This window comes from Mesorhizobium sp. XAP4 (assembly GCF_029269325.1).
Classification (GTDB): domain Bacteria; phylum Pseudomonadota; class Alphaproteobacteria; order Rhizobiales; family Rhizobiaceae; genus Mesorhizobium; species Mesorhizobium ciceri.
The window spans coordinates 195,758-218,764 of sequence record NZ_JARIXW010000005.1 but is presented as its reverse complement, the minus strand read 5'-3'; the positions used below and the strand labels follow the sequence as shown (position 1 = coordinate 218,764).

The following is a 23,007-nucleotide window of genomic DNA, read 5'->3' as shown; positions in this document are numbered from 1 at the left end:
TGGTCAGGCCGGATCAGCGCAACCGGCCGATCGGGATGATTTCCGGCGAGGTCACACCATAAGGTGTGCCCTGCCAGTCACCCAGCCACTGCTCGACCAACAGGCCAGTCTCGTCCAGCATCCCCGCAAGATCTTCCTTCTTGGGGAACGCGATCTTGGATTCGGCGCCCAGAACAGGTCTACCGCCCGGAATGTCATAGAAGGTCGAGTAGGTGACGATGCCGGTAGCGGCATCGTGTTCGGCATCATACCAGGCTTTGACCGTGCCGAGGCCGGGATGCGTAACTGCCCGTTCGGAGCGCTGCGGTGTCCATTCCAGCCATTCCTCCTCGGCGGGATTTCGTGTGTCGAAAATGAAGAGCCCGCCGGGAGCGAGATGCTCGGCGATGGTGCCCAGCACCGCCATCTGATCCTCGCCTGTCAGGAAAACCTGGAACGCATGCCCGGTGAGCAGGACCAGGTCGAAACGCCGCCCGAGCCGAACAGTTCGCGCGTCGGCCTCGACCCAGTCGACCCTGTCGCCGCCGGCCCTGCGCCGCGCCACGTCGAGCATCGCCGATGCCGGATCAACGCCAGTGACATTATGCCCCTCGGCAAGTTCGGCAGCCAGTTGGCCAGTGCCACAGCCGAGATCGAGGACCGAGCCGCGATTTACGGCAAGACCGATACAGTAATCAAAATCGGCACGGCCGCTTTGATTCTCGATATCATAGAACTGGACGAAGTCGGGATCGCTGTAGATAGGGTCGGTCATAGTCGCTGCCCATACTCCAAATTTCCAGCTGCAGCCCATCAATGCATCAGGCGGCTGCGTCGAGGCGATAGCGGCGCATCCAGTCGAGGCTCGTGTCGTCGGAGAGCTTTGCAACGCCGGGCCTCACGTCATCGGCATTCGGCGCTTGAACGCCCAAGACTTCGCAGATGCCTAGCAATGTCGCCGCCGGATTGCTCGAAAGGCGCTCGTAGCCAACCCGAAGCGGAGTTATGCCTTGCTCAGCGAACCAGATGTTCCATGCCGCATCATAGGTCTCGAGTACCTCGACCTCACGCCTGATCCGCTCGAAATCATATTGGGGCTCTTTCGGCGGTGCGACCCTTTCGATCTCGGTGCCGTCGGGAGCGATATGCCAAAGACCGGTCTGCTCTGCCTTGATCAGGGAGACAGCCTGCGCAAGCTTGTCTTCCCGCGAGAGGTGTATGTAGAGAACATTGCCGAATGCTCTTTCGAACCGTGCTCTGTCGGATGGCAGTTTTGGGAAAATCCGGTCGAGGATCGCCGAAAGCTCATCCAGATTTTCGCGCATCAAGCGGAGGCCGAAGAGGCCGGTCCCACCCTTGCCGGCGGCGATCGCGGCATCGAGATACGCGGCATCGAATTCGAGCTCGCTCATCGCGGCGCGATCGGGCAACTTCCACTCTTCGGCCCACTCCACCACGTCCTGGCGCCGATAGAATGAGTGCGGATCACCGGCCGTCTTCGTGGACGCCAGAAGCTTGCACAGCAAAGTGCTCCCCGTCCTCGGCGTACCGCAGATAATGTATCCATCGAACATGTTGTGCCCACGCGGCTTGTCAAAGGCAGGGGCTGTCGCTCCTGGTAACATGGCCGCCGCCATAGCTGAAATCCTTGCTGGATGCGACGCCACGGCTGTCGCTTTTTAAATGCCTCTCTCAGACAAAATACCCTGCAGGCAGGGGTCAAATTACCGGTTGCGCACCACCACGCATGCCCCACCGATGCTTTGCAATTTCTGGCAGATGACGTTTGCATCGGCGCGGTGGTCGACACCGATCCTGACCGCATAGATACCCCGCCGGCCGATCGGCGTGCGCACCCGGCTGACCACTGGATCGTGCCCATTGAGCAGGGCCGGGAACCGGCTCCTTACCCTGAGCCACTGGTTGATCGCGGCACTGCGGCGGAAATTGCCGGCCACCTGGATGCCCCACGGCTTTACGTTGATCGAGGCCATCGCCACGGTCCGCGACATGATCACCGGCAGTTTTCGGCAAGCGACGGCAAAATCCGCCTTAGCGTCGAGCGGTTCGACCCTTCCGGCATAGGCTCGGTCGGTGAACTTGTCGGCTGGTTCGCCCATGATGTCGAAGACATAGCTTTCGGTTTCCATCGGCAGGAAACCGCCGGAACTGAGCCAGCGCGACACCCGGCTCTCGCCGGCATTGTAGGCGGCGGCCGCCAGGCCGAGATTGCCGTAGCCGGTTTTCATTTCGGCGAGATATTTCGCCGAAGCCGGGATCGCCTGATTGATGTCGAAGGAATTGGCAAGCCCGCGCATCTTGGCGGTTCCCGGCATGAACTGGGCAATGCCTTCGGCGCCGACGGGACTGACGGCGTTGGGATCGAAACGGCTCTCCTTCCAGATCAGCCGGGCGAAGAAATCCCTGGGCAAACCATTCTGGTCGGCATGCGCCTGGATCAGGTTGCAGACCTTGTCGATAAGCCGTTGCTTGGCGGATTGCGGCGGATCGGCCTGAGCCAGTGTCGACCAGACTAGCCCACACAGCAGGACCAGCGTCGCCCACAGGAAACGCTGCATTTGACCTACTCTGCCGCGGCCTTGCCGCCGCGACCGAACCGCTGTTCGATATAGTCGGCGACCATTTTCTCGAAATCCGCCGCGATCGACGGTCCGCGCAGCGTCGCCGCCTTCTTGCCGTCGACGAAGACAGGCGCCGTCGGCGTCTCGCCGGTGCCGGGCAGCGAAATGCCGATATCGGCATGCTTGGACTCGCCCGGGCCGTTGACGATGCAACCCATCACCGCGACCTTGAGGTTCTCGACGCCGGGATATTTGTCGCGCCACACCGGCATGTTCTTCCTGAGATCTGCCTGGATGTTCTGAGCGAGCTCCTGGAACACGGTCGAGGTCGTGCGGCCGCAGCCGGGACACGCGGCGACGATCGGCACGAACTGCCTGAACCCCATCGTCTGCAGCAATTCCTGCGAAACCTGCACCTCGCGCGTGCGGTCGCCATTCGGCTCCGGCGTCAGCGAGATGCGGATGGTGTCGCCGATGCCTTGCTGCAGCAGGATGCCCATGGCGGCCGACGAAGCGACGATGCCTTTCGAGCCCATGCCGGCTTCGGTCAGGCCGAGATGCAGCGCATGGTTGGAGCGGGTGGCGAGCTCGGCATAGACGGCAATCAGGTCCTGCACGCCGCTGACCTTGGCCGACAGGATGATTTTCTCGCGGCCAAGGCCGATCTCTTCCGCCATCTCGGCCGAGAGAATGGCCGACTGCACGATCGCCTCGCGCATCACCTCTTGCGCCGTCAGCGGAAAACCCTTGTCCTGGTTGTCGTCCATCAGCCGGGTCAAAAGCTCCTGGTCGAGCGAGCCCCAGTTGACACCGATGCGCACCGGCTTGTCATGCCTGATCGCCATCTCGACGATGTCGGCGAACTGCCGGTCCTTCTTGTCCTTGAAGCCGACATTGCCGGGGTTGATCCGATATTTGGCCAGCGCCTCGGCGCAGGCCGGGTGATCGGCCAAGAGCTTGTGGCCGATATAGTGGAAGTCGCCGACCAGCGGCACGTTGATGCCAAGCCGCTGAAGCCGCTCATGAATGCGCGGTACGGCGGCGGCACTCTCGTCGCGATCGACGGTGATGCGCACGATCTCGGAGCCGGCCCGGTGCAGTGCTGCGACCTGCGCGACGGTCTGGTCGATATCGGCCGTGTCGGTGTTGGTCATCGATTGGACGACAACGGGCGCGCCGCCGCCGACGACCACGCCGCCCACATCGACGCCGACCGAGGTGCGGCGGGGGAAAGGAGAGGAAAAATATCCGGTCATGCCGGCAGCCTTTTGTCTCTGGAGCATCTTGTGTCCTGCATGGGCGCACAACGACGCCCCGGGCCGATGCGCTGAGGTCCGGGCATGAGGTGGAGGAGCAAAGATGGCTTGTCAATGGCGACAGGTCGCCACTGGCCGGAATCGGCACGCCGCCAACGACCAAAAACAATCGAGGATCTGGCGAAACGGGCGACGGCCGAAGCGGATATTAAGCCGGTGCAAGTCCAGCTTCGGCTGACAGACCGGTGCTGGGAAATCAAACCCCTCCACGCCGGCGGCGGGGAGCCGCCGGGAAAAGAGGCCGCGGATACCGGGCGGCTATGTCAGGAGGGCATCAATGCGTGGTCGGTTTTCCTCTTAGTTTTTCAATCTCGTCCTTGAGTGCCAGCTTGCGTCGCTTAAGATTCACGATTTCGAGGTCGTCGACCGATGGATGATTCATCGCGTCATCGATTTCACGTTCGATGTCGCCGTGTTTCCGCTGCAACTCATCAAGATGGGATGCAAGAGACATGATTGGTTCTCCCTTTCATGGTTTTCCTCGATTGCAACCGTCACGGCGCGTCCACCGCAGGTTCGCTTCTGTGACGGCACGGTGACAGTGTGTCACCTTCCGCGGGCGATGTCGAATGATCCGTGGTAGCATTCCACGACACTGTGAAATGTGATATGGGCTGCACGCCGGTGACAAAACACCCGGCCCCGCCCAATCAGGCCCAGCTTTGGGCGCCGCAGACGTGCAGACGGTAGAGAATGTCCGATCAGGAACAGGCCGATATTCGCCTCGAATTTTCCCGCCTGAAGCAGGAACACGCCGATTTCGATGCAGCCATCAACGCGATGATCGCCATGGCCTGCGATCCGCTGCAGATCCAGCGCATGAAGAAGAAGAAGCTGTTCCTCAAGGACCGGCTGATGGCGCTGGAAGACAAGATCATTCCCGACATCATTGCTTGAACGATGTGAAGTGCTGACGCTGATCGAGCGCCAGGCAGCGGCGATCTGCATCTCCCTGCGCGGTCGTGTGACGGTGCCTTTGGCCGGTCAATCGTTGGGCTCTTTTTCGCCGGTGCACTAGCCGCGACGGCGCGTCCTGCCGGGCGATCTCGCACATGGAGCACCTCGAACTCGACGGCTTCGTCGCACGCTCTCGGTCAGTGATCCCACCGTTCTGACGGATTGTCCGGCGACGCCGCTGGGAAACCTGCGCCTTCGCGCGGCTCAGCCCCGGCCGTCGACACAGATCACCGCCCGCCCCTCAAAACAATAACTTTACAAATATTTGTATTTATGTGAAGTCATGACGATTGAAGGATCGACCATGACAGCCACTCGTTTCGCCACGCGCCTAAATTCCTTTGCCTCGCGGCCGCAGGCCGAATGGCCTGATCTTACCGGCAAGCCGTCGCTGCTGCAGATGGCGGCGCGCGCCGCCAAGGTCGGCGGGCTTACCGATCTCGACCTCAACTTTCCCGACCATGTCACTGAAAAGCCTGCGGAAATCGCCCTCAAACTGAGCGATCTCGGGCTTTCTATCAATGGCTTTGCCATGCGCTACTACTCCAACCCCGCCTTCAAGCTCGGCGCCTTCACCAATCCGGATCCGGCGGTGCGCCGCGAGGCCATCGACCTGACCAAAGCCGGCATCGATGCCGTGCGTGAGGCCGGCGCCAGCCTGATGACGCTGTGGCTCGGCCAGGATGGCTTCGACTACGCCTTCCAGGCCGACTATGTGACGCTTTGGCAACACGAAATCGAGGGGATTCGTGAAGTAGCCGCGCATGATCCCGACTGTCAGATCAGCCTTGAGTACAAACCGAACGAACCACGCTCCTACAGCCTGATGCCGGATGCGGCGACGACCTTGCTGGCGATCCGCGATGTCGGCCTGCCCAATCTGGGCGTCACCCTCGATTTCGCCCATGTGCTCTATGCTGACGAACAGCCGGCCTTTGCCGCGGCCCTGGTGGCGCGCCACAGCAAGCTGCTCGGCGTGCATCTGAACGACGGCTACGCCAAGCGCGACGACGGCCTGATGGTCGGCGCGGTGCACACGCTGCAGACCATCGAGCTGCTCAGGCAGATTCGCCGCGACGGTTACGCCGGCGCCATCTATTTCGACACGTTCCCCGACATGACCGGGCTCGATCCGGTGCGCGAGTGCGAAGTCAACATCGCCACCGTCAAGCGCATGCTGCGCGTCGTCGACCGGCTGGAGCAGGACAATCGCCTGTCCGCCGCCATGGACAGCCAGGATGCGGTGACGTCGCAGGCCATCATCCAGGAAATCATGCTCGGGCCGGATAGCTGAGGCATCCGCACCATTATCGTTTTCAACAAGGGAGGAATACAATGAAACTTCTGCTTGCCACTGCTACCGCCGCACTGATGGCGCTGTCGATCGGCTCTGCCTTTTCGGCCGACCTCGCGCCGCTCAATTCCGACACGGAAAAGGACCGCATCGACTGGTCGCAGGTCGAGGCCAAATTCGGCGCGTTCCCCAAGCTGCCCGAAGGCACCAAGGCAGGCGCCGTCTCCAAGACGCTGACCAATGAATACTGGCGCTCGCTGGGCGAGGGCTACACGGCATTCGGCGCCAAGGTCGGCGTTCCCGTCGTCTATCAGGCAGCGCAAAGCGAGGGCGACCAGCTCGGCCAGCTCACCATTGCCGAAGGCCTGGTGACCCAGGGCTACAACGTGCTGCTCGTCTCGCCGCAAACGGATGCCAATCTGCAGCCGATCATGGAGCAAGCCAAGGCCGCCAACGTGCCGGTGGTCAACGTCAATGACGCCGTCATCCCGCAGGCCGAACATTATGTCGGCAATGTCCAGCGCGACAATGGCGTGCGCGTCGCCAAATGGTTCATCAAGAACCGTCCGGATGGCGGCAAGGTCGCCATCGTCGAAGGCCAGGCTGGCGTCTATGCCGCCGTGCAGCGCACCGACGGCTTCAAGTCGACCATCACCGAGGCAGGCAAGTTCGAGGTCGTCGCCAGCGTTCCCGGCAACTGGGACCGCCAGACCTCCTATGATGCGGCCACCAACATCCTGCAGCAGCACCCCGACCTGATCGGCTTTTATGCCAACAATGACGGCATGGCGCTCGGCATCGTCGAGGCAGTCAAGGCCGCCGGCCTGCAGGACAAGGTTGCGGTCTTCGGCACCGACGGCATTTCCGACGCCTATGCCTCCATACGGGCCGGCGAACTGACCGGCACGGTCGACAGTTTCCCGGTGCTGACCGGCGAAGTGGCGTTGGAAACTGCTCTGCGTCTCGTCGCGGGACAGAAGCTGCCCCGCGTCGTCGCCACGCCCCAGGCACTGATCACCAAGGACAATGCCGACCGCTATTCCGGCGCCGGCGCGCGCAAGGCACTGCTCGAGGACGCGGCTGCGGGCCAGTAAGGCCAATCGGCGAGTGCCGGCCAGAGCAATTCGCTCCCGCCGGCACCGTTGCCCGGAGATAGAACCCAATGTCACCCCGGCTGCAATTCCAGGGCATTTCCAAGCTGTTTCCGGCCGTGCGGGCGCTTGACGGCGTGTCGTTCTCGGTAGGTGCCGGTGAAATCCACGGCCTGCTCGGGGAAAATGGCGCCGGCAAGTCGACGCTGCTGCGCATCCTGTCTGGCGTCCACACGCCGACAGCGGGAAGCGTCCTCATCGACGGCAAGCCGGTTACACTCGCCAACCCGGTCGCCGCACGCGCTGCGGGCGTCGCCATGATCCATCAGGAATTGCAGCAGGTACCACGCCTTAGCGTCGCCCAGAACATGTTCCTAGGCCATCCGCTGACGCGCGGCGCCATCTTCGTCGCTCGGCGCGAACAGGAGCGCCGTGCTGCGGAGGCTCTTGCGGCCATCGATCCCTCCATCGATCCGGCTGCACCCCTCGGTACCCTGAAGGTGGCGCAGCGGCAGATTGTCGAGATCGCCCGCGCGCTGCTCGATCGCGCCCGCATCGTTGCCATGGACGAGCCGACATCGAGCCTGACGCCGAGCGAATTCGAACGGCTGGCGCAAGTCATCACCGGCCTCGCCCGCGACGGCGTCGCCGTCGTCTATGTCTCGCACAAGCTGGACGAGGTGTTCGGCATCTGCCGGCGCGCCACCATCATGCGCGATGGCGTCGTCGTCGATTCCGTCGATCTGAACGACCTGTCGGAGAAAGCGGTCGTGGCGATGATGGTCGGCCGCGAACTGGCGCAGGAGCAGCATAATTCCCATGCCACGAACAAGGTCATGCTGAGCGCGCGTGGCCTCTCCTCGGCGACGAAGGTGCGCAACGTGTCGTTCGATCTGCATCGCGGCGAGGTGCTGGGCATTGCCGGCCTGGTCGGTTCCGGCCGCACTGAACTGCTGCGGCTCTTGGCCGGCGCCGATCGCGCCACGGCCGGGACGATTGCAATCGACGGCAAGGCGGCACGGTTCTTCAGCCCGCGTGACGCGATTGCCGCCGGCGTCGGACTGGTGCCGGAGGAGCGCAAACGCGAAGGCATCGTGCCGCTGCGCCCGATCACCAGCAATATGGCGCTGGCCTCGATGGCCGTGTTCGCGCCGCGCGGCCTCATCGATCACGCCAGGTTGAAACAGGTGGCGGCCGAGAAGATGAGCCGCGTCAATCTGCGCCCATTCCTGCTCGACCGGCCGATCCGCCTGTTCAGCGGCGGCAACCAGCAGAAGGCGATCATCGGCCGCTGGCTGGCGGCGGGAACACGCATCCTCTTGTTCGACGAGCCGACGCGCGGCATCGATGTCGGCGCCAAGGCGGAGATCTATCATCTGATCGAGGAACTCGCCGCCGAGGGCCATGCGGTGGTCGTCGTCTCCTCCGAACTGCCCGAGGTGATCCGGCTTGCCGACCGCGTGTTGGTCATGCGCGACGGCACCATCGCCGCCGAACTCGATAGGGCAAATCTCTCAGAACAGGCGATCGCGGCGCACGCCATCCCGCAAACGCAAACGCCGGCCGCACAGCCGGCAAGGCAGTAGGTGACGGATATGTCGGATGCCACTCTGGTGCGGTCCCAGGCCGAATTCCTGCGCGGTGTTTCCATGCGCGACGCCGGCACGCTGATCGGGCTTGTCGTGATCCTGGCCGTGTTCGGCGCGCTGGTGCCCGGCTTTTTCGCCGAGCGCAACCTGATCAACATCCTGCAGCAGTCGAGCATCAATGCCTGTCTGGCGCTGGGCATGACGCTGGTCATCATCTCCGGCGGCATCGACCTGTCGGTCGGGCCGACGGCAGCACTCTCGGCCGTCATCTCGGCCTCTATGATGGTCGCCGGCGTGCCGTTTCCGCTGGCCATCGCCGCCGGCTTCGCCATTGGTCTTGCCTGCGGCCTCGTCAACGGCGTGCTCGTCGCCCATGTTGGGCTGCAGCCCTTCATCGTCACGTTGGGAACGCTCAGCACCTATCGGGCACTGGCGCTGATCTACACCGGCGGCAATCCGGTCCTCGGCCTGCCCCCAGGCTTTCGCGCCGTCTTCAACGGTTCGCTGTTCGGACTGCCTCTGGCGGTCGTCATCGTCGCCTGCGTGGCTGTCGTCGCCTGGGTCGTTTTGAAGAAGACGCCCTTCGGCGAATATCTGCTCGCCGTCGGCGGCAACGAGGAGGCGGCCTACATCGCCGGCGTGCCGATTGCCCGCACCAAGATCGCCGCCTACATGATCTCAGGCCTGCTGGCGGCGCTTGCCGCGCAGATCCTGATCGGCCGGTTGGGCGCCGCCGAACCCATCCTCGGCAATCTCTGGGAGCTCGACGCCATCGCGGCTGCCGCCATCGGCGGCGCCTCGCTGATGGGCGGCAAGGGCAGCGTCGTCGGCACCATCCTGGGCGCCGTCATCCTCGGCGCCATGCGCAACGGTTTGACGCTGATGAACGTCCAGTCCTTCTATCAGCTTCTGGCAACTGGTCTTATAATCCTCGCCGCGATGCTTATCGATCGCGTGACGAGGGGGCGTGGATGACCTTGAGCGGGCTGGACCTGAAAGCGGTAGGACCGCGCATCCGCATGATGATGCCGCATCTCACTCCGCTGGAGGCGAAGGTGGTGGAAACCGTCTTCGGCCGGCGCGGCTTCGACGAGAGCATTCCGCTGAAGCAGATCGCCGAGGAATCCGGCGTGTCCGAGGCGATGGTGGTCAAGATCGCCAAGAAGCTCGGCTTTTCCGGCTATCGCGACTTCCGCACCGCCGTCTATGAGTACAGTCGCCTGCCGACCGCCGAGATGCACCAGGAACTGTCATCCGACGACAGTTCGGCCGAGATCGTGCAAAAAGTGTTCCGCACCTCCATCCAGGCGCTGGAGGAGACGCTGGCGATCCTCGACATCGAGGATTTCGACCGCGCCGCCGAGCTGCTCTTCCGTGCCAAGAACCGGGATTTCTATGGCGTCGGCGGCTCGGCGCAGATCGCGCGCGACGTTTCGCACAAATTCCTGCGCATCGGCATCCGCGCATCCGTCTACGACGATTCGCACATGATGCTGATGTCGGCCTCGCTGCTCGGCGGCGACGACATCGCCGTCGGCTTCTCGCATTCGGGCAACACGTCGGCCGTTATCGACGCCATCCAGTTGGCCCGCAAGAACGGTGCCCGCACGCTGGCCATCACCAATTACGACAACTCGCCCCTGGCCGCCGTCGCCGATATCGTTCTGTGCTCGACCGCGCAGGGCTCGCCGCTGATGGGCGAGAACGCAGCGGCCCGCATTGCCCAGCTCAACATTCTCGACGCGTTGTTCGTCGCGGTGGCGCAGCGCGACTATCAGGCGGCGGAGCGCAATCTCGGCCGCACCATGTCGGCGGTGACATCGAAACGAAAAGACCGGGGCTCATGACGACAACGCCGCTGGTGACCGTGTTCGGCAGCCTGCATTACGACATTATGGTCGACGCCCCCGACCGCCCGCGCAAGGGCGAGACGGTGACCGGCCATGCCTGGCACCCCAAATGCGGTGGCAAGGGCGGCAACCAGGCCGTCTCGGCGGCGCGGGCCGGTGTGTATGCGGCGATGATCGGCGCCGTCGGCGACGATGATTTCGGGCGGGCGTTGCTGGCCAATCTCGATCGCGCCAAGGTCGACCGCCGCTTCGTGCGGGTGGCCGCTGGCGCCGGCTCCGGCATGAGCGTGGCGATCTTCGACCAAGGCGGCGACTATGGCGCGGTGATCGTCTCGGGCAGCAATCTGACACTGGGCCATGCCGACAGTGCCTCTGCTTCCGATGTGGTGGGACAGACGGCGGTGCTCCTGCTGCAGAACGAAGTGCCGGAAGCCGCCAACATTGCCGCCGCACGCGCAGTCAAGGCACGGGGCGGTCGCGTCGTGCTCAACGCGGCCCCCGCGCGCAAACTCTCCGAGGCGTTGATCGCCCTGGTCGACATATTGGTGGTCAACGCGATCGAGGCGGAATTCCTGGCTGGCACAGCAGTGGTCGAGACACTCGACGGGGCCGCGCAAGCCGCACGGCTATTGGCCGATCTCTATCCGATGGCAATCGTCACGGCGGGCGGCGAGGGCGTCGCCTGTTGCGGTCGGAGCGGCGAGGCCTTTGCGCTGTCCGCCATCCCGGTCAAGGTCGCCAGCACGCATGGCGCCGGCGATGAATTCGTTGGCGCGCTGGCCGCGGGACTTGCCCGTGGGCAGACCATGCGGGCGGCCATCACCGCCGCCAACGCGGCTTCGGCCTTGCTGGTCTCGACGCCAGAGGCCGAGCGCGACGGCATCTGACCGGCTGGTTTCCGTCTTGCCAGACCGCAGCAGCGGCCGCCTATCCTTGCGGCCTCGCGCGAATTCCGCTAAGGCGCGCCTTTGTCGCCGGGGAACACGAACTTGGACGATCAACGCGCCGACGTCGCCATCATCATGGGCAGCCAGTCCGACTGGGCGACGATGCGCCATGCCGCCGAAACGCTGGAAGCACTTGGCATCCCGCACAAGCGGCTCATCATCTCCGCGCACCGCACACCGGACCGGCTCTATGATTTCGCCAAGGGCGCCAAGGCGGCCGGTTACCAGGTGATCATCGCCGGCGCCGGCGGTGCAGCACACCTGCCCGGCATGACGGCGGCGATGACGCCATTGCCGGTGTTCGGCGTGCCGGTGGAATCGAAAGCGCTTTCCGGGCAGGATTCGCTGCTGTCCATCGTCCAGATGCCAGCCGGCATTCCCGTTGGAACGCTGGCCATCGGCAAGGCCGGCGCCACCAACGCAGCCCTTTTGGCCGCCGCCGTGCTGGCCCTGAACGATGACAGCCTTGCCGTCCGTCTGGATGCCTGGCGCGCCGCGCAGACTGCCAAGGTCGCGGCTGAACCGACGGATACGCCGTGAGCCTGCCCGCCGGATCGACCATCGGCATCATTGGCGGCGGCCAGCTCGGCCGCATGCTGGCTGTTGCTGCCGCCCGTCTCGGCTACCGCACCGTGGTGCTGGAGCCGCAAGCGGATTGCCCGGCCGCACAGGTCGCCAACCGGCAGATAACAGCCGCCTATGACGACCCGGCCGCCCTTGCCGACCTGGCAGCGTCGAGTTCCGTCATCACCTACGAGTTCGAGAACGTCCCGGTCGCGGCGGCCAGCGCGCTGGCGGCCAAGGTTCCGGTCTATCCGCCGGCGCGTGCGCTGGAAGTGGCGCAGGACCGGGTGGACGAAAAAACATTCCTCAACGGCATCGGCATTGCCACCGCCGATTTCCACGCCGTCGACAATGATGACGAGCTGGCGGCGGCGCTGAAAGCATCCGACGGCAGCGGCATCCTGAAGACCCGGCGCATGGGATATGACGGCAAGGGCCAGCGCGTCTTCCGCAACATGGAAGCCGGCGGTTTTGCCGGCACATGCGAGGCGATGGGCAATGTGCCGCTGATTCTGGAGTCCTTCGTGCCGTTCGAGTGCGAGATATCGGTGATCGCGGCGCGTGGGCTGGACGGTGCGGTTGTCGCCTACGATCCAGCCGAGAATATCCATCGCAACGGCATTCTCCACACATCGACCTTGCCGGCCGCCATTATGCCGGAGACGGCGCAAGCAGCCCGAACGGCCGCATCGAAGATCCTTGCGGCGCTCGACTATGTCGGTGTCATCGGCGTCGAGTTCTTCGTGCTGGCCGATGGCTCGCTGCTGGCCAACGAGATCGCGCCGCGCGTGCACAATTCCGGCCATTGGACGGAAGCCGCCTGTGTCGTTTCGCAGTTCGAGCAGCATATCCGCGCCATCGCCGGCCTGCCGCTCGGCGGCCCGGACCGCCATTCCGACTGCGTGATGGAAAACCTGATCGGCGACGATGTGCTGCGCGTCCCGGAGCTTCTCGCCGAGCCCGATCTGATGCTGCATCTCTACGGCAAGGCCGAAGCGCGGCCCGGCCGCAAGATGGGTCATTTCACTCGGATCAGACGTCGCGCCTCATAAGGTTGCCTACTGCGCGTCGTCGCTCTCGTCCTGCCCTGGATTGGCGCAACTCCCATCGCCTTCCTTGCAATTGGCCGCGGCAGCGAGCTGCTTGACGCGGTCATTGGTCAATCTGGTCAGGCATTGCGAAACTTCCATCGAATGGATCGATCCGCCTTCGCTGGCGGCGGTGGAATGCGCGCACTCGGCATCGCGAAAAGTGATCCAGGCGCGTTGCGCCACCTGCAGCAATCTCTTGCCGTTGGCATCGTCCGAGCTGATGAGGTTCTGATAGGCCGTGTTGAGCCTGGCGTCGGCCGCCTGGTAGTCCTCGCCGGCACAGATGTTCATCATTTGCTGGCTGTCGTCGCTGCGGTCGCATTCCTGCGCGCGCGCAACCGAAGCTGCCGCCAGCAGGACAAGGCAGGCGGCCAGGAACATCCGGCGCATAGTCGTCTCCAAATCATTTCACGGCGACCGCATCATCCCAGCCGGTCCAGGGCCGCGCAATGCCGCAAGGCAGACATGGCGGATAATTGATGACAGGGATGATTCACAGCCGCTATGGAGCACGCTTGCGGTTGACAGGGACAAGGCTCCTCGTTTATGAGCCACCCACAGTTCAAAGGCGCGTCTTCTGGCGCGCCTTAAAATTTCGACCCAACCGGGTCCACACCGACAGGCAAGACCATGAAGATCAAGAATTCGCTCAAGGCGCTGAAGGCGCGTCACCGCGACAACCAGCTGGTTCGCCGCAAGGGCCGCATCTACATCATCAACAAGACCGCCCCGCGCTACAAGGCACGTCAGGGCTGAGTTTTCGGGCAGGAGGCTGTCGCCTCCGCCCATTTGATGCTTGTCGCCGTCTGCCGGCCTTTTCACGCCAAATTCAGTTTGACGTTCTCTCGCCCGGGACTAGAGTCCGGCGATGCGGATTCCTTTTGCATTTTTGACATCTCTGCTTGTTTCCGGCGTCATTTATGGCCCGGCATGGGCGGATGGTGCTGTCGCGCCGCCGTCCACTCAGGATGCGCCGCCCGCCGCAACGACGAAACAAGCCCGCCTCGATCAGCTGTTCAGCGACTTGAAACGCAAACGCAACGAAAAGGCGGCTGAGCGCATCGCCGGCAACATCTGGAGCGAGTGGTCGCAATCCGGCAGCGCCTCGATCGACCTGATGATGCAATGGTCGCAAAAAGCCGTCGAGGGCCAGAAGTTCGACGTCGCGCTCGATTTCCTCGACCAGGTGGTGACTTTGCAGCCTACTTATGCCGAGGGCTGGAACCGGCGCGCCACCGTCCATTTCATGATGAAGAACTACGGCAAGTCGATGTCCGACATCGAGCATACGCTGCAGCTCGAGCCGCGCCATTTCGGTGCGCTGTCCGGCCTGGCGCAGATCATGGCGTTGACCGGCCACAAGCAATCGGCGCTCGAGGCCTGGCAAAAGGTGCTGGCCATCTATCCGATGATGCGCAGCGCCCAGGACCAGGTCGGCACGATTTCGGAGGAACTTGCCGGTGAAGGCATTTGATTGCTCTAGGGGAGTAAGGGAATAGGGCAGTAAGACAGTAGGGGCAGATCGCACCTGCGGAACACATACCCTACTCCCCTACTCCCCTACTCCCCTACTCCCCTACTCCCCTACAACTTACCCCCTCCACTTCCGTATCTTCCCCATGAACCTGATCTACGCCGCCCTTGCCTTCCTGATGGCGCTTGTCTTCGGCTTTGTCGGCGTCACCCGCGTCGGCTCATGGCTGATCGAGCGCCGCGATCCGCCGCTCGGCGAGTTCGCCGACATCGATCGCGCCCGCATCCACTATGTCCATGTTCCGGCACCCGCCAACGCCGAGCTGCCGCCGATCGTCTTCATCCACGGCGCCAGCGCCAATCTCAGGGACCAGATGATGCCGCTGCGTCCCTTGCTCGAAGGCCGCGCCGAAATGCTGTTCTTCGACCGGCCAGGCCATGGCTGGTCGGGTCGCGGCACCAACAACGAGAACCCGTCGGCGCAGGCCAACACCATTGCCGCACTGATGGACCATCTCGGCATCAGGAAGGCTGTCATCGTCGGCCATTCCTTCGGCGGCGTGGTGACATCGGCCTTTGGCCGCGAGCATCCAGACAAGACACTTGGACTGGTCTTCCTCGCACCGGCGACCCATCCATGGCCGGGCGGCGCAACCGCCTGGTACTACGATCTGACCACCATTCCCGTGCTCGGCTGGCTCTTTTCCGAAACGCTGACCTATCCGGCCGGTACACTGCAGATGGCCGACGCCACCACCTGCGTTTTCTCGCCCAACAAGGTGCCGGACAATTATCTCGGAATGGCCTCTATCCCGCTGGTGCTGCGACCAAAAGCCTTTCGCGCCAACGCCACCGATGTCGCCGGGCTCTATCGCTATGCCCTCGACGCCGCACCGCGCCACAACGAGATCAAGGCGCCAACCGTGGTCATTTCAGGCGATCGCGACAAGGTGGTCTATGCACATATCCATTCGGTCGGTCTGGCGCGCGACATTGCCGGTGCCGAACTCGTCTGGGTGCACAATCTCGGTCACAAGCCAGACTGGATCGCGCCCGACCTGACCGTCGGCGCCATCGAGAAGGTCGCCGGCAAGAATATAGACCTGCAGGCGATGGCCAGGACCGTGGAGGCGCGCATCGCCGGCGACGCCTACGGCGCCGGCAGATGCGCCGATATCAAGGTACCGCAGGCCGAACTCGCGCCGACCTAAAGCCGGTCGCCCGAACCGTTCAGAAGCGACACGCTTTAGGAATCTAGCGGCTGACTTGTGTGTCCGACCCGATATAGGCGATGCGCAGCATGTTGGTCGAACCCGGCGTCCGCAGCGGTACGCCCGCGGTGATGATGACGCGGTCGCCTGGCTTGCCGAAGCCTTCGTCGAAGGCGATGCGGCAGGCGCGGTTGACCATGTCGTCGAGGTCGACGGCGTCGGGCGAGACAACGCAATGCGTGCCCCACAAAAGCGACAGCCGCCGCGCCGTGTTGAGGATCGGCGACAGCGCGATAACAGGCACTTGCGGCCGCTCGCGGGCGGCGCGCAGGCCCGTGGTGCCTGATGCGGTGTAGGTGATGATCGCCGACAGCTTCAGCGTTTCGGCGATCTCGCGCGCGGCCAGCGAAATGGCGTCGGCGCCGGTCGCTTCCGGCTCGGAGCGCTGGGCGTTGATGATGCCGGCATAGGTCGGATCGGTCTCGACCTTGGTGGCGATACGGTTCATCATTGCCACGGCCTCGACGGGATAGGCACCCGCCGCCGATTCCGCCGACAGCATGATGGCATCGGCGCCTTCGAAGACGGCGATCGAAACATCGGACACCTCGGCGCGGGTCGGCACCGGTGCCGTGATCATCGATTCCAGCATCTGCGTTGCAACCACCACCGGCTTGCCGGCGCGGCGTGCGGCGCGCGTGATCTGCTTCTGGATACCGGGCACCGCCTCGAGCGGCATCTCGACGCCGAGATCGCCGCGGGCGACCATCAGCGCGTCGGACAGTTCGATGATTTCGGCCAGCCGGGCGACAGCCTGCGGCTTCTCGATCTTGGCCATGATCAGCGCCCGGCCGCGTGCGATCTTGCGCGCTTCGGCCAGATCTTCCGGCCGCTGCACGAAGGACAGCGCCACCCAGTCGACGCCTGTGGCCAGCACGGCATCGAGGTCCTTGCGGTCCTTCTCGGTCAACGCGCCGACCGGAAGGTCGGTGTCAGGCAGGCTGACGCCTTTCTTGTCGGAAATCGTGGTGCCGGCGACGACGGTGCAGACGATCGACTTGCCGTCGCTCTTCACCGCCTTCAGCTCGAGCTTGCCATCGTCGATCAGCAGGCGATGGCCGGCTTCGACCGAGCTCAGGATTTCCGGATGCGGCAGATAGACCCTGGTCGAGGTGCCGGGCTCGGGATTGTCGTCGAGCGTGAAGGTCTGGCCTTGCGTCAGCACTTCCTTGCCGTTGGCGAACTTGCCGACGCGCAGCTTTGGCCCTTGCAGATCGGCGAGGATGCCGATCGGCCTGCCAACGGCTTCCTCGACAGCGCGGATGCGTCCGACCAGCGTGCGCATCAGTTCATGGTCGGTATGGCTCATATTGATGCGGAACACATCGGCGCCCGCTTCGAACAGTTTCTTCAGCATCTCCTCCGAGGAGGAGGCAGGACCGATGGTGGCTAGGATCTTGACCTTGCGGCTACGTCTCATTGACTGTTTGTTCCCGGGGTGGCTGGAGCGCCTCCCGTTGTGGACTCATCGGTCAGCTGGACCATCCAGCTTGCCTGTTCGCCCGTGTCATATTCCTGGAATCCGGCGCGCTGAAAGCCCCGGGCGACGCAGTCGGTTACGCCTGCGATCTTGAACTCTTTTTCAGCCACGCACATGTTGATCGGGCCGTCCCAGCGTCCACCGCGTTCGGCGTCTTCTGCATAAAGATAGTAAAACCGTGATGACAGCGGCCCTTCGATCAGCGTCTTGCAGCTCGATCCCTCGATGTGCCACCAGCCTTCGGTGATCCAGCCGGCCTTGGCGCGATAGCCGATGCCGACACCAACCAGGTTCTGCGTGGCGTTGCAGACGCGGAAATCGGCACGCGCCGGCGAAGCCACGACCATGGCCGGCAGGCCGATGGCAAGAGTGAGGAGCGGCATGGCAAAGGCAGAGCGCATGCGCTGCCCGCCGGCGGAACTCATCCGAAAACCCCTCAAAAACCACATCAGCATCTCTCTGCGCCCCTTTTCGGAAAAGTCCGGGCGCATGTCAACGCACCGTTTTGTCCAGTTCCAATCGATTTAGAAAGGCTCCGGCGCACAATTCGCCGACTTGTGCCAGATTTCCCGGGAAACCTTGGCCAAACAACGGCATTGCGCAAGCGTCGTCTTCGTGGAATGACGATAGCATCCTCCCCGGAAGCCAGCGAACAGACCATTTCCCGTCAATGACCCGATCCACAGTTTTCGCGCCTTTCGACATCATCGAGGGCGACCGCAAGCGAGGCATCGTGCTGTTGGGCGATCATGCCCGTCGCGACCTGCCCGACGACTATGGCAGCCTCGGCCTGCCCTCAGCGGAGTTCGACCGCCACATCGCCTATGACATCGGCGTCGAGGGCGTGACGCGCGAACTGGCTGCCCTGCTGGGCGTGCCAGCGGTGCTCGCCAATTTTTCGCGGCTGCTGATCGATCCCAATCGCGGCGAAGACGACCCGACGCTCATTCGCCAGCTTTATGATGGCACGGTCGTACCTGGGAACTACCCCATCGCTGCCGAGGAGCGCGAGAGGCGGCTCGACGGGTTCTACCGGCCCTATCACGACGCCGTCAGCGCCATGATCGCCTCGGTCGCACAGGCTTCCGCCCAGGCGCCCTTCATCTTCTCGGTGCATTCCTTCACCCCGGCCATGCAAGGAATCCAGCGTCCTTGGCACGTCGGCATCCTGTGGGACCTCGACGACCGCGTGGCGCGGCCGTTGATAGACATGCTGGCGCAGGACAGAAACCTCGTCGTCGGCGACAACGAACCCTATGACGGCGCGCTGCGCGGCGACACCATGTACAAGCACGCCATCGTCAACGGCTTCGCCCATGCGCTGATTGAGATCCGACAGGATTTGATATCGGACCAGAAGGGCGCGCTCGCCTGGGCCGAACGGCTGGCGCCGATCGTTGACGCCATCGACCGCCGTCCCGATATACATGTGGTGAAGATGTTCGGCTCGCGCACCGGGCCGCTATGACGGAGGTTTCGATGACCGAACTCAGCGACGAGCAGCAACGCGATTTCGAGGCGGCCGCCTTCCGCCGGCTGGTCGAGCATCTGCGCGAACGCAACGACGTGCAGAACATCGACCTGATGAACCTCGCCGGCTTCTGCCGCAACTGCCTGTCGAACTGGTATCGCGAGGCAGCCAATGCCGAGGGCGTCGATCTCACCAAGGATCAGTCGCGCGAGATCGTCTACGGCATGCCTTATGCGCAATGGCAGGCGCTCAACCAGACCGAGGCCTCCGACGCCAAGAAGGCCGAATTCGAGGCAAGGCGCCCCAAGGACCATTAAGGCCGGCGATCACTCAAGGCTGTGTTTGGCTCAAAAAATGCTTCCCGAAAGAGCCTTGACTGAAAATTGAATCGATCTAATTTGCCGCGCGAAGCCATTTCTTGCGGGATTCGCCTCATGAACGCGTCAACTGCCAAGCTGACTGCCATTCGCGGCCGATGGGCGCTCGCGGCCATTTTCCTCGCCAACGGCTTCCTGACGGGCAGCTGGGCGCCGCAGATTCCGGTGTTCCTGACCCGGCTGGAGATTTCGAAGTTCACGCTCGGTCTGCTGATTCTCTTGTTTGGGGTCGGCGCCGTCGTCGCGATGACCTGGTGTGGCCATTTGATCTCCAGACATGGTTCGCGCACCGTACTGCGTTGGTTCGCCCTGTGCGGCAGCCTCGGTCTCATGGTCGTGGCGCTGGCGCCCGACGTACCCTTGGCGGCCGTTGCCATGATCATCTTCGGCGGCTCGATCGGTGGCATGGACGTTGCGATGAATGCCAACGCCGTGGTGGTCGAACGGCGGCTCTCCCGCGCCGTCATGTCGTCTTCGCACGGCTTCTGGAGTCTCGGCGGTTTTGCCGGTGGCGGCCTCGGCGGCTTTGCCATCCAGCATTACGGCCACCTCGTCCACGCGGCGGCAGTAACGGCGTTTGCCTTCGCGGTGATCGCGGTGGCCGTTCGCTATCTCCTCGCCGAAGACAGACCGCAGGCGGCCGAGCACCACAAATTCGCACTGCCGGCAAACCCGCTGGTTTATCTGATCGGGCTGATGGCGTTACTGGCGATGATCTCCGAGGGCGCGGTGCTCGACTGGGCAGCCCTGTATCTGCGCCAGGAGCTCGGCGCCGATCTCGCCGTCGCCGGCCTCGCCTACGCCGGATTTTCAGGCGTCATGGCGGTTACGCGGTTCTTCGGCGACGGCATACGCAATCGCTTCGGCGCGGTGACGACGCTACGCGCGTCGGCCCTCGTAGCCGCGGTCGGCATGCTGGTGGCTGGCCTGGCGCCCTCGCCCTGGCTCGCCATTGCAGCCTTTGCCTTTTGCGGCTTCGGCATCGCCAATATGGTGCCGATCATCTTTTCGGCCGGCGGCAACCAGGAAGGCATGTCTTCCGGCACCGGCATGAGCGTGGTCACAACGATCGGATACTGCGGCATACTGGTGGCGCCGTCGGCGATCGGCTTCGTTGCCGAGCATTCCAGCTTCGGCCCGATCTTCATCACCATGTCGGGACTGCTGATCATCGTGTTGCTGATGGCCGGGCTCGCTCACCGCGCCGAATTCGCGCCAGCACCCGCCGAATAGCGTTTCAGCTCCTCGTGAAGGAAATCCACCACACGGCGGATGCGCACGCTGGTACGCACGTCGCGATGCATCGCCAGCCACACCGGCAGAACTGGCAGCGGCAGGTCAGGCAGCACCTTCTCAATCAAAGGATCCCTGTCGGCCAGCGGCTCCTGGCCAAGACCAATGCCGTTTCCCGCCCGCACCGCTTCCCACAAAACGATCTGGTTGTCGGTCCTGAAGCGGAAGCTGCTCCGGGTGACGGGGATGCCGTGCCGGGTAAAACCCCTGATGATCTCGTCGCCGCGGTCGAAGCCGACCAGATCGTGGTCGACAAGATCGGCAGGCTTCAGCGGACGGCCGCGCCTGTCGAGATAGGATTTGGCCGCGCAGGCGCAGAGCTCGATGTCGCAGACCTTGCGTGCCATCAGCTCGTTCTGCGCCGGCTTGACCATGCGGATGGCGATGTCGGCATCTCGACGCAGCAGGTTCTCAACCTGATTGGAGGCGACGATCTCGACCTCGATGCCGGGCTCCTCGATCCCCAGCCGCATCGTCATCTCAGGCAGGACATAGGCCGCCACGACCTCGCTGGCGGCGATACGCACCGTGCCTTCGATAGCCTCGACCGAACCCAGTGCCAGGAGTGAGAAGGCGCTTGCCTGCTCGCTGACCGCCTTGCCGCGTTCCAACAGCGTGCTGCCGGCCTCCGTCAGTTCGTAGCCGTGCCGTCCTCGACGGAACAGCGTGACGCCCAGCGCCTGTTCCAACTCGCCGATGTGACGGCCAAGCGTCGGCTGGCTGGCCGAAAGCTTCCGCGCGGCAGCCGACAGGCTGCCGGATTCCGCCACGGTGACAAAGCTCTTGATCAGGTTCCAGTCGATTTCTGCCATTCATTTATGAATATCAGAACGCCATCTGTAGTCAATTTCCATTCGCATTCGGAGCGACCATATTCCAGCTGCAGACACCAACACGGACTGCAAACACCAACCAGGAGAACTCAGATGACCAAGATCGCTCTCACCACCGCCGCCATCCTCATTTCCGTCAGCGCCGCTTTTGCCGGCAGCGACAAGTTTGGTTCGAACGACGCCAGCCAGCCGGCCGCCACCAGCACCGACGACACGACCACCGCTTCGATTCACAACCCCGATGCGGCCATCCGGAAGCCGGTCACACAGGGCAGCAACCGCGATCTCTTCGGCAGCCGCTGATCCCGATCGCGCTTGTCGCTGGTACCGATCGCCCGACCGACCACCTAAATCCCAACCAGGAGTGCTTCCAATGACCAAGATCGCAATTCTCGGTGCCGGTGGCCGGCTCGGCCGCGTGGTCGCCAAGGCCTTCATCGACGCGGGCTACGAGGTCCGCGCCGTCACCCGCAACGGCAAGGTACCGGCCGAACTCAAAGGCGCCACGGCCGTTGCCGGTGACGCTCTCCACCGCGAGGCCCTCATCCGCGCCACGCAAGGTGTCGATATCGTCTTCAACGGCCTCAACCCGATCTACACCGACTGGGGCAAGTGCCTGCCGATGGCGCAGAATGTCATGGCCGCCTGCCATGCGAACGGCTCACTGCACCTCTTCCCCGGTACCGTTTACAATTACGGCTCGCCGATGCCGGCGGTGATATCGGAAGACACACCCTTCCACCCGACCACGCAAAAGGGCCGCATCCGCTGCGCCATGGAGGAATTGTTTCATCGCGAGGCCGACGCAGGCCGCGTCCGCACCATTCTTCTGCGGGCCGGCGATTTCTTCGGCGGCACCGGCAGCGGATCATGGTTCGACCTGATCGTCGCCGCCAAGATCAACAAGGGTATCTACACCGCGCCTGGCCCGGTCGAGCTCGTGCATGAATGGGCCTATCTGCCTGACTTCGCTGTGGGCTTCGTCGCGCTGGCGCGCAATCTGGACAAGCTCGGCTTCTATGAAGCGCTGAACTTTCCGGGCCACGCGGTCACCGATCTGCAGATCAAGGCCGCTGCCGAGAAGGCTATTGGTCGTCCGCTCAAGATGACTTCGATGCCCTGGTGGGTGCTGCGCGCTGGCAGCCCGTTCGTGGCGATGTGGCGCGAGATCGTCTCCATGTCCTACCTGCGCTTCGAGCCGCATCAGCTGGCTTCGATACGCCTGGAAGGCATCGTCGGCGAGATCCCGCACACGCCGTTGGATCAGGCGGTTGCTGAAGCTCTTGGCGATATCGGCATTGCCACCGTGGATGGCGTTGCGAAAGCTGCCTGACTCCCGCGATCACGGGCGCCGCCCCTCTGCACACTGAACAATCCACGAGAGGGCGCCTCAGAGCCGTCCCATCAACAGCAACACCATGAGCACCACCAGCACGACGCCGACAATACCCGACGGCCCATAACCCCAGGAGCGCGAATGCGGCCAGGCCGGCACCGCGCCGATGAGGACAAGGATCAGGACGATGATGACGATGGTGGTGATCGGCAT

27 protein-coding genes are annotated in these 23,007 nt (G+C 63.5%); 17 read left to right on the top strand and 10 right to left on the bottom strand.

What is annotated here, in order from left to right; genetic code table 11:
- Window positions 1-13: 13 nt before the first annotated feature.
- The 5 genes from P3C39_RS22415 to P3C39_RS22395 all read right to left on the bottom strand — a co-directional run bounded on the left by P3C39_RS22415 (window position 14) and on the right by P3C39_RS22395 (window position 4,331).
- Window positions 14-754 carry a class I SAM-dependent methyltransferase gene (locus tag P3C39_RS22415; RefSeq protein ID WP_063173214.1) on the bottom strand — a complete coding sequence of 247 codons (741 nt, stop codon included), beginning with the start codon at window positions 752-754 and terminating at the stop codon, window positions 14-16.
- 46 nt (window positions 755-800) lie between these two features.
- Window positions 801-1,616 (bottom strand): Stf0 family sulfotransferase, encoded by an 816-nt coding sequence (locus P3C39_RS22410; RefSeq protein WP_127368893.1) that lies wholly within the window; start codon window positions 1,614-1,616, stop codon window positions 801-803.
- Between the two features lie 87 nt (window positions 1,617-1,703).
- Entirely contained in the window at window positions 1,704-2,558 is an 855-nt protein-coding gene (locus P3C39_RS22405) for a lytic transglycosylase domain-containing protein (protein ID WP_013529219.1), read from the bottom strand.
- A gap of 5 nt (window positions 2,559-2,563) precedes the next feature.
- Window positions 2,564-3,817: a flavodoxin-dependent (E)-4-hydroxy-3-methylbut-2-enyl-diphosphate synthase gene (gene ispG, locus P3C39_RS22400; protein WP_024502967.1), complete on the bottom strand. Its 1,254-nt coding sequence runs from the start codon at window positions 3,815-3,817 to the stop codon at window positions 2,564-2,566.
- A gap of 334 nt (window positions 3,818-4,151) precedes the next feature.
- A complete protein-coding gene (locus P3C39_RS22395; RefSeq protein ID WP_013529217.1) occupies window positions 4,152-4,331 on the bottom strand; it encodes a YdcH family protein in 180 nt (59 codons plus the stop codon).
- 239 nt (window positions 4,332-4,570) lie between these two features.
- Between P3C39_RS22395 and P3C39_RS22390 the strand changes: the two genes are divergently transcribed.
- The 9 genes from P3C39_RS22390 (at window position 4,571) to P3C39_RS22350 (ending at window position 13,221) form a co-directional block, all read left to right on the top strand.
- Window positions 4,571-4,774 (top strand): DUF465 domain-containing protein, encoded by a 204-nt coding sequence (locus P3C39_RS22390; RefSeq protein ID WP_013529216.1) that lies wholly within the window; start codon window positions 4,571-4,573, stop codon window positions 4,772-4,774.
- 364 nt (window positions 4,775-5,138) lie between these two features.
- Window positions 5,139-6,128 carry a TIM barrel protein gene (locus P3C39_RS22385; protein WP_127369939.1) on the top strand — a complete coding sequence of 330 codons (990 nt, stop codon included), beginning with the start codon at window positions 5,139-5,141 and terminating at the stop codon, window positions 6,126-6,128.
- A 41-nt stretch (window positions 6,129-6,169) separates the two neighbouring features.
- Window positions 6,170-7,222: a substrate-binding domain-containing protein gene (locus tag P3C39_RS22380; RefSeq protein WP_024502965.1), complete on the top strand. Its 1,053-nt coding sequence runs from the start codon at window positions 6,170-6,172 to the stop codon at window positions 7,220-7,222.
- A gap of 68 nt (window positions 7,223-7,290) precedes the next feature.
- Window positions 7,291-8,805 carry a sugar ABC transporter ATP-binding protein gene (locus P3C39_RS22375; protein ID WP_275954362.1) on the top strand — a complete coding sequence of 505 codons (1,515 nt, stop codon included), beginning with the start codon at window positions 7,291-7,293 and terminating at the stop codon, window positions 8,803-8,805.
- Between the two features lie 9 nt (window positions 8,806-8,814).
- Entirely contained in the window at window positions 8,815-9,783 is a 969-nt protein-coding gene (locus tag P3C39_RS22370) for an ABC transporter permease (protein WP_032899090.1), read from the top strand.
- The gene (locus P3C39_RS22365) at window positions 9,780-10,655 is read left to right on the top strand and encodes a MurR/RpiR family transcriptional regulator (RefSeq protein WP_013529211.1); all 876 of its coding nucleotides are present in this window, start codon (window positions 9,780-9,782) and stop codon (window positions 10,653-10,655) included. The genes P3C39_RS22370 and P3C39_RS22365 overlap by 4 nt, the downstream gene beginning before the upstream one ends.
- Window positions 10,652-11,545: a ribokinase gene (locus tag P3C39_RS22360; RefSeq protein WP_275954363.1), complete on the top strand. Its 894-nt coding sequence runs from the start codon at window positions 10,652-10,654 to the stop codon at window positions 11,543-11,545. The genes P3C39_RS22365 and P3C39_RS22360 overlap by 4 nt, the downstream gene beginning before the upstream one ends.
- Before the next feature lie 102 nt (window positions 11,546-11,647).
- Window positions 11,648-12,145 carry a 5-(carboxyamino)imidazole ribonucleotide mutase gene (gene purE, locus P3C39_RS22355; RefSeq protein ID WP_024502962.1) on the top strand — a complete coding sequence of 166 codons (498 nt, stop codon included), beginning with the start codon at window positions 11,648-11,650 and terminating at the stop codon, window positions 12,143-12,145.
- The gene (locus P3C39_RS22350) at window positions 12,142-13,221 is read left to right on the top strand and encodes a 5-(carboxyamino)imidazole ribonucleotide synthase (RefSeq protein WP_024502961.1); all 1,080 of its coding nucleotides are present in this window, start codon (window positions 12,142-12,144) and stop codon (window positions 13,219-13,221) included. The genes purE and P3C39_RS22350 overlap by 4 nt, the downstream gene beginning before the upstream one ends.
- 6 nt (window positions 13,222-13,227) lie before the next feature.
- Here the strand turns inward: P3C39_RS22350 and P3C39_RS22345 are convergent, their stop codons facing one another.
- Entirely contained in the window at window positions 13,228-13,650 is a 423-nt protein-coding gene (locus tag P3C39_RS22345) for a lysozyme inhibitor LprI family protein (protein WP_275954364.1), read from the bottom strand.
- 240 nt (window positions 13,651-13,890) lie between these two features.
- Here P3C39_RS22345 and ykgO point away from each other — a divergent pair, with 240 nt between their 5' ends.
- The 3 genes from ykgO (at window position 13,891) to P3C39_RS22330 (ending at window position 15,944) form a co-directional block, all read left to right on the top strand.
- Complete coding sequence (ykgO, locus tag P3C39_RS22340; protein ID WP_006203764.1) at window positions 13,891-14,016, top strand: type B 50S ribosomal protein L36; 126 nt, start codon at window positions 13,891-13,893, stop codon at window positions 14,014-14,016.
- A 112-nt stretch (window positions 14,017-14,128) separates the two neighbouring features.
- Complete coding sequence (locus P3C39_RS22335) at window positions 14,129-14,734, top strand: hypothetical protein (protein ID WP_275954365.1); 606 nt, start codon at window positions 14,129-14,131, stop codon at window positions 14,732-14,734.
- Between the two features lie 145 nt (window positions 14,735-14,879).
- Window positions 14,880-15,944 (top strand): alpha/beta hydrolase, encoded by a 1,065-nt coding sequence (locus P3C39_RS22330; protein ID WP_275954366.1) that lies wholly within the window; start codon window positions 14,880-14,882, stop codon window positions 15,942-15,944.
- Window positions 15,945-15,987: 43 nt separating this feature from the next.
- On the opposite strand, the gene pyk is transcribed toward P3C39_RS22330, so the two are convergent.
- Window positions 15,988-17,424 carry a pyruvate kinase gene (gene pyk / locus P3C39_RS22325; protein ID WP_013529204.1) on the bottom strand — a complete coding sequence of 479 codons (1,437 nt, stop codon included), beginning with the start codon at window positions 17,422-17,424 and terminating at the stop codon, window positions 15,988-15,990.
- Window positions 17,421-17,909: a DUF1036 domain-containing protein gene (locus P3C39_RS22320; RefSeq protein ID WP_063169175.1), complete on the bottom strand. Its 489-nt coding sequence runs from the start codon at window positions 17,907-17,909 to the stop codon at window positions 17,421-17,423. The genes pyk and P3C39_RS22320 overlap by 4 nt, the downstream gene beginning before the upstream one ends.
- A gap of 245 nt (window positions 17,910-18,154) precedes the next feature.
- Between P3C39_RS22320 and P3C39_RS22315 the strand changes: the two genes are divergently transcribed.
- The 3 genes from P3C39_RS22315 to P3C39_RS22305 all read left to right on the top strand — a co-directional run bounded on the left by P3C39_RS22315 (window position 18,155) and on the right by P3C39_RS22305 (window position 20,565).
- Window positions 18,155-18,952 (top strand): N-formylglutamate amidohydrolase, encoded by a 798-nt coding sequence (locus tag P3C39_RS22315; protein ID WP_024502956.1) that lies wholly within the window; start codon window positions 18,155-18,157, stop codon window positions 18,950-18,952.
- Between the two features lie 11 nt (window positions 18,953-18,963).
- On the top strand, window positions 18,964-19,272 hold the full coding sequence (locus P3C39_RS22310) for a DUF1244 domain-containing protein (RefSeq protein ID WP_013529201.1): 309 nt from the start codon (window positions 18,964-18,966) through the stop codon (window positions 19,270-19,272).
- 117 nt (window positions 19,273-19,389) lie between these two features.
- Entirely contained in the window at window positions 19,390-20,565 is a 1,176-nt protein-coding gene (locus tag P3C39_RS22305; protein ID WP_063170353.1) for an MFS transporter, read from the top strand.
- On the opposite strand, the gene P3C39_RS22300 is transcribed toward P3C39_RS22305, so the two are convergent.
- On the bottom strand, window positions 20,529-21,437 hold the full coding sequence (locus P3C39_RS22300) for a LysR family transcriptional regulator (protein ID WP_275954367.1): 909 nt from the start codon (window positions 21,435-21,437) through the stop codon (window positions 20,529-20,531). The genes P3C39_RS22305 and P3C39_RS22300 overlap by 37 nt on opposite strands.
- 114 nt (window positions 21,438-21,551) lie before the next feature.
- Between P3C39_RS22300 and P3C39_RS22295 the strand changes: the two genes are divergently transcribed.
- Both P3C39_RS22295 and P3C39_RS22290 read left to right on the top strand, forming a co-directional pair.
- A complete protein-coding gene (locus tag P3C39_RS22295) occupies window positions 21,552-21,761 on the top strand; it encodes a DUF680 domain-containing protein (RefSeq protein WP_063169177.1) in 210 nt (69 codons plus the stop codon).
- A 70-nt stretch (window positions 21,762-21,831) separates the two neighbouring features.
- Entirely contained in the window at window positions 21,832-22,791 is a 960-nt protein-coding gene (locus P3C39_RS22290) for an SDR family oxidoreductase (protein ID WP_275954368.1), read from the top strand.
- A gap of 57 nt (window positions 22,792-22,848) precedes the next feature.
- On the opposite strand, the gene P3C39_RS22285 is transcribed toward P3C39_RS22290, so the two are convergent.
- Complete coding sequence (locus P3C39_RS22285) at window positions 22,849-23,007, bottom strand: DUF3309 family protein (RefSeq protein WP_013529196.1); 159 nt, start codon at window positions 23,005-23,007, stop codon at window positions 22,849-22,851.

What these genes read in the sequence shown, in the direction of transcription:
- P3C39_RS22410 (WP_127368893.1), bottom strand. Translation starts at nt 1,616, where the DNA reads ATGGCGGCGGCCATGTTACCAGGAGCGACAGCCCCTGCCTTTGACAAG.
- pyk (WP_013529204.1), bottom strand. Translation starts at nt 17,424, where the DNA reads ATGAGACGTAGCCGCAAGGTCAAGATCCTAGCCACCATCGGTCCTGCC.
- P3C39_RS22375 (WP_275954362.1), top strand. Translation starts at nt 7,291, where the DNA reads ATGTCACCCCGGCTGCAATTCCAGGGCATTTCCAAGCTGTTTCCGGCC.
- P3C39_RS22390 (WP_013529216.1), top strand. Translation starts at nt 4,571, where the DNA reads ATGTCCGATCAGGAACAGGCCGATATTCGCCTCGAATTTTCCCGCCTG.
- P3C39_RS22290 (WP_275954368.1), top strand. Translation starts at nt 21,832, where the DNA reads ATGACCAAGATCGCAATTCTCGGTGCCGGTGGCCGGCTCGGCCGCGTG.
- P3C39_RS22300 (WP_275954367.1), bottom strand. Translation starts at nt 21,437, where the DNA reads ATGGCAGAAATCGACTGGAACCTGATCAAGAGCTTTGTCACCGTGGCG.
- P3C39_RS22360 (WP_275954363.1), top strand. Translation starts at nt 10,652, where the DNA reads ATGACGACAACGCCGCTGGTGACCGTGTTCGGCAGCCTGCATTACGAC.
- P3C39_RS22335 (WP_275954365.1), top strand. Translation starts at nt 14,129, where the DNA reads ATGCGGATTCCTTTTGCATTTTTGACATCTCTGCTTGTTTCCGGCGTC.
- P3C39_RS22295 (WP_063169177.1), top strand. Translation starts at nt 21,552, where the DNA reads ATGACCAAGATCGCTCTCACCACCGCCGCCATCCTCATTTCCGTCAGC.
- P3C39_RS22395 (WP_013529217.1), bottom strand. Translation starts at nt 4,331, where the DNA reads ATGTCTCTTGCATCCCATCTTGATGAGTTGCAGCGGAAACACGGCGAC.
- P3C39_RS22305 (WP_063170353.1), top strand. Translation starts at nt 19,390, where the DNA reads ATGAACGCGTCAACTGCCAAGCTGACTGCCATTCGCGGCCGATGGGCG.
- P3C39_RS22345 (WP_275954364.1), bottom strand. Translation starts at nt 13,650, where the DNA reads ATGCGCCGGATGTTCCTGGCCGCCTGCCTTGTCCTGCTGGCGGCAGCT.
- ispG (WP_024502967.1), bottom strand. Translation starts at nt 3,817, where the DNA reads ATGACCGGATATTTTTCCTCTCCTTTCCCCCGCCGCACCTCGGTCGGC.
- P3C39_RS22365 (WP_013529211.1), top strand. Translation starts at nt 9,780, where the DNA reads ATGACCTTGAGCGGGCTGGACCTGAAAGCGGTAGGACCGCGCATCCGC.
- P3C39_RS22320 (WP_063169175.1), bottom strand. Translation starts at nt 17,909, where the DNA reads ATGAGTTCCGCCGGCGGGCAGCGCATGCGCTCTGCCTTTGCCATGCCG.
- P3C39_RS22385 (WP_127369939.1), top strand. Translation starts at nt 5,139, where the DNA reads ATGACAGCCACTCGTTTCGCCACGCGCCTAAATTCCTTTGCCTCGCGG.
- ykgO (WP_006203764.1), top strand. Translation starts at nt 13,891, where the DNA reads ATGAAGATCAAGAATTCGCTCAAGGCGCTGAAGGCGCGTCACCGCGAC.
- P3C39_RS22315 (WP_024502956.1), top strand. Translation starts at nt 18,155, where the DNA reads ATGACCCGATCCACAGTTTTCGCGCCTTTCGACATCATCGAGGGCGAC.
- P3C39_RS22405 (WP_013529219.1), bottom strand. Translation starts at nt 2,558, where the DNA reads ATGCAGCGTTTCCTGTGGGCGACGCTGGTCCTGCTGTGTGGGCTAGTC.
- P3C39_RS22330 (WP_275954366.1), top strand. Translation starts at nt 14,880, where the DNA reads ATGAACCTGATCTACGCCGCCCTTGCCTTCCTGATGGCGCTTGTCTTC.
- P3C39_RS22380 (WP_024502965.1), top strand. Translation starts at nt 6,170, where the DNA reads ATGAAACTTCTGCTTGCCACTGCTACCGCCGCACTGATGGCGCTGTCG.
- P3C39_RS22370 (WP_032899090.1), top strand. Translation starts at nt 8,815, where the DNA reads ATGTCGGATGCCACTCTGGTGCGGTCCCAGGCCGAATTCCTGCGCGGT.
- P3C39_RS22310 (WP_013529201.1), top strand. Translation starts at nt 18,964, where the DNA reads ATGACCGAACTCAGCGACGAGCAGCAACGCGATTTCGAGGCGGCCGCC.
- P3C39_RS22415 (WP_063173214.1), bottom strand. Translation starts at nt 754, where the DNA reads ATGACCGACCCTATCTACAGCGATCCCGACTTCGTCCAGTTCTATGAT.
- P3C39_RS22285 (WP_013529196.1), bottom strand. Translation starts at nt 23,007, where the DNA reads ATGCCGATCACCACCATCGTCATCATCGTCCTGATCCTTGTCCTCATC.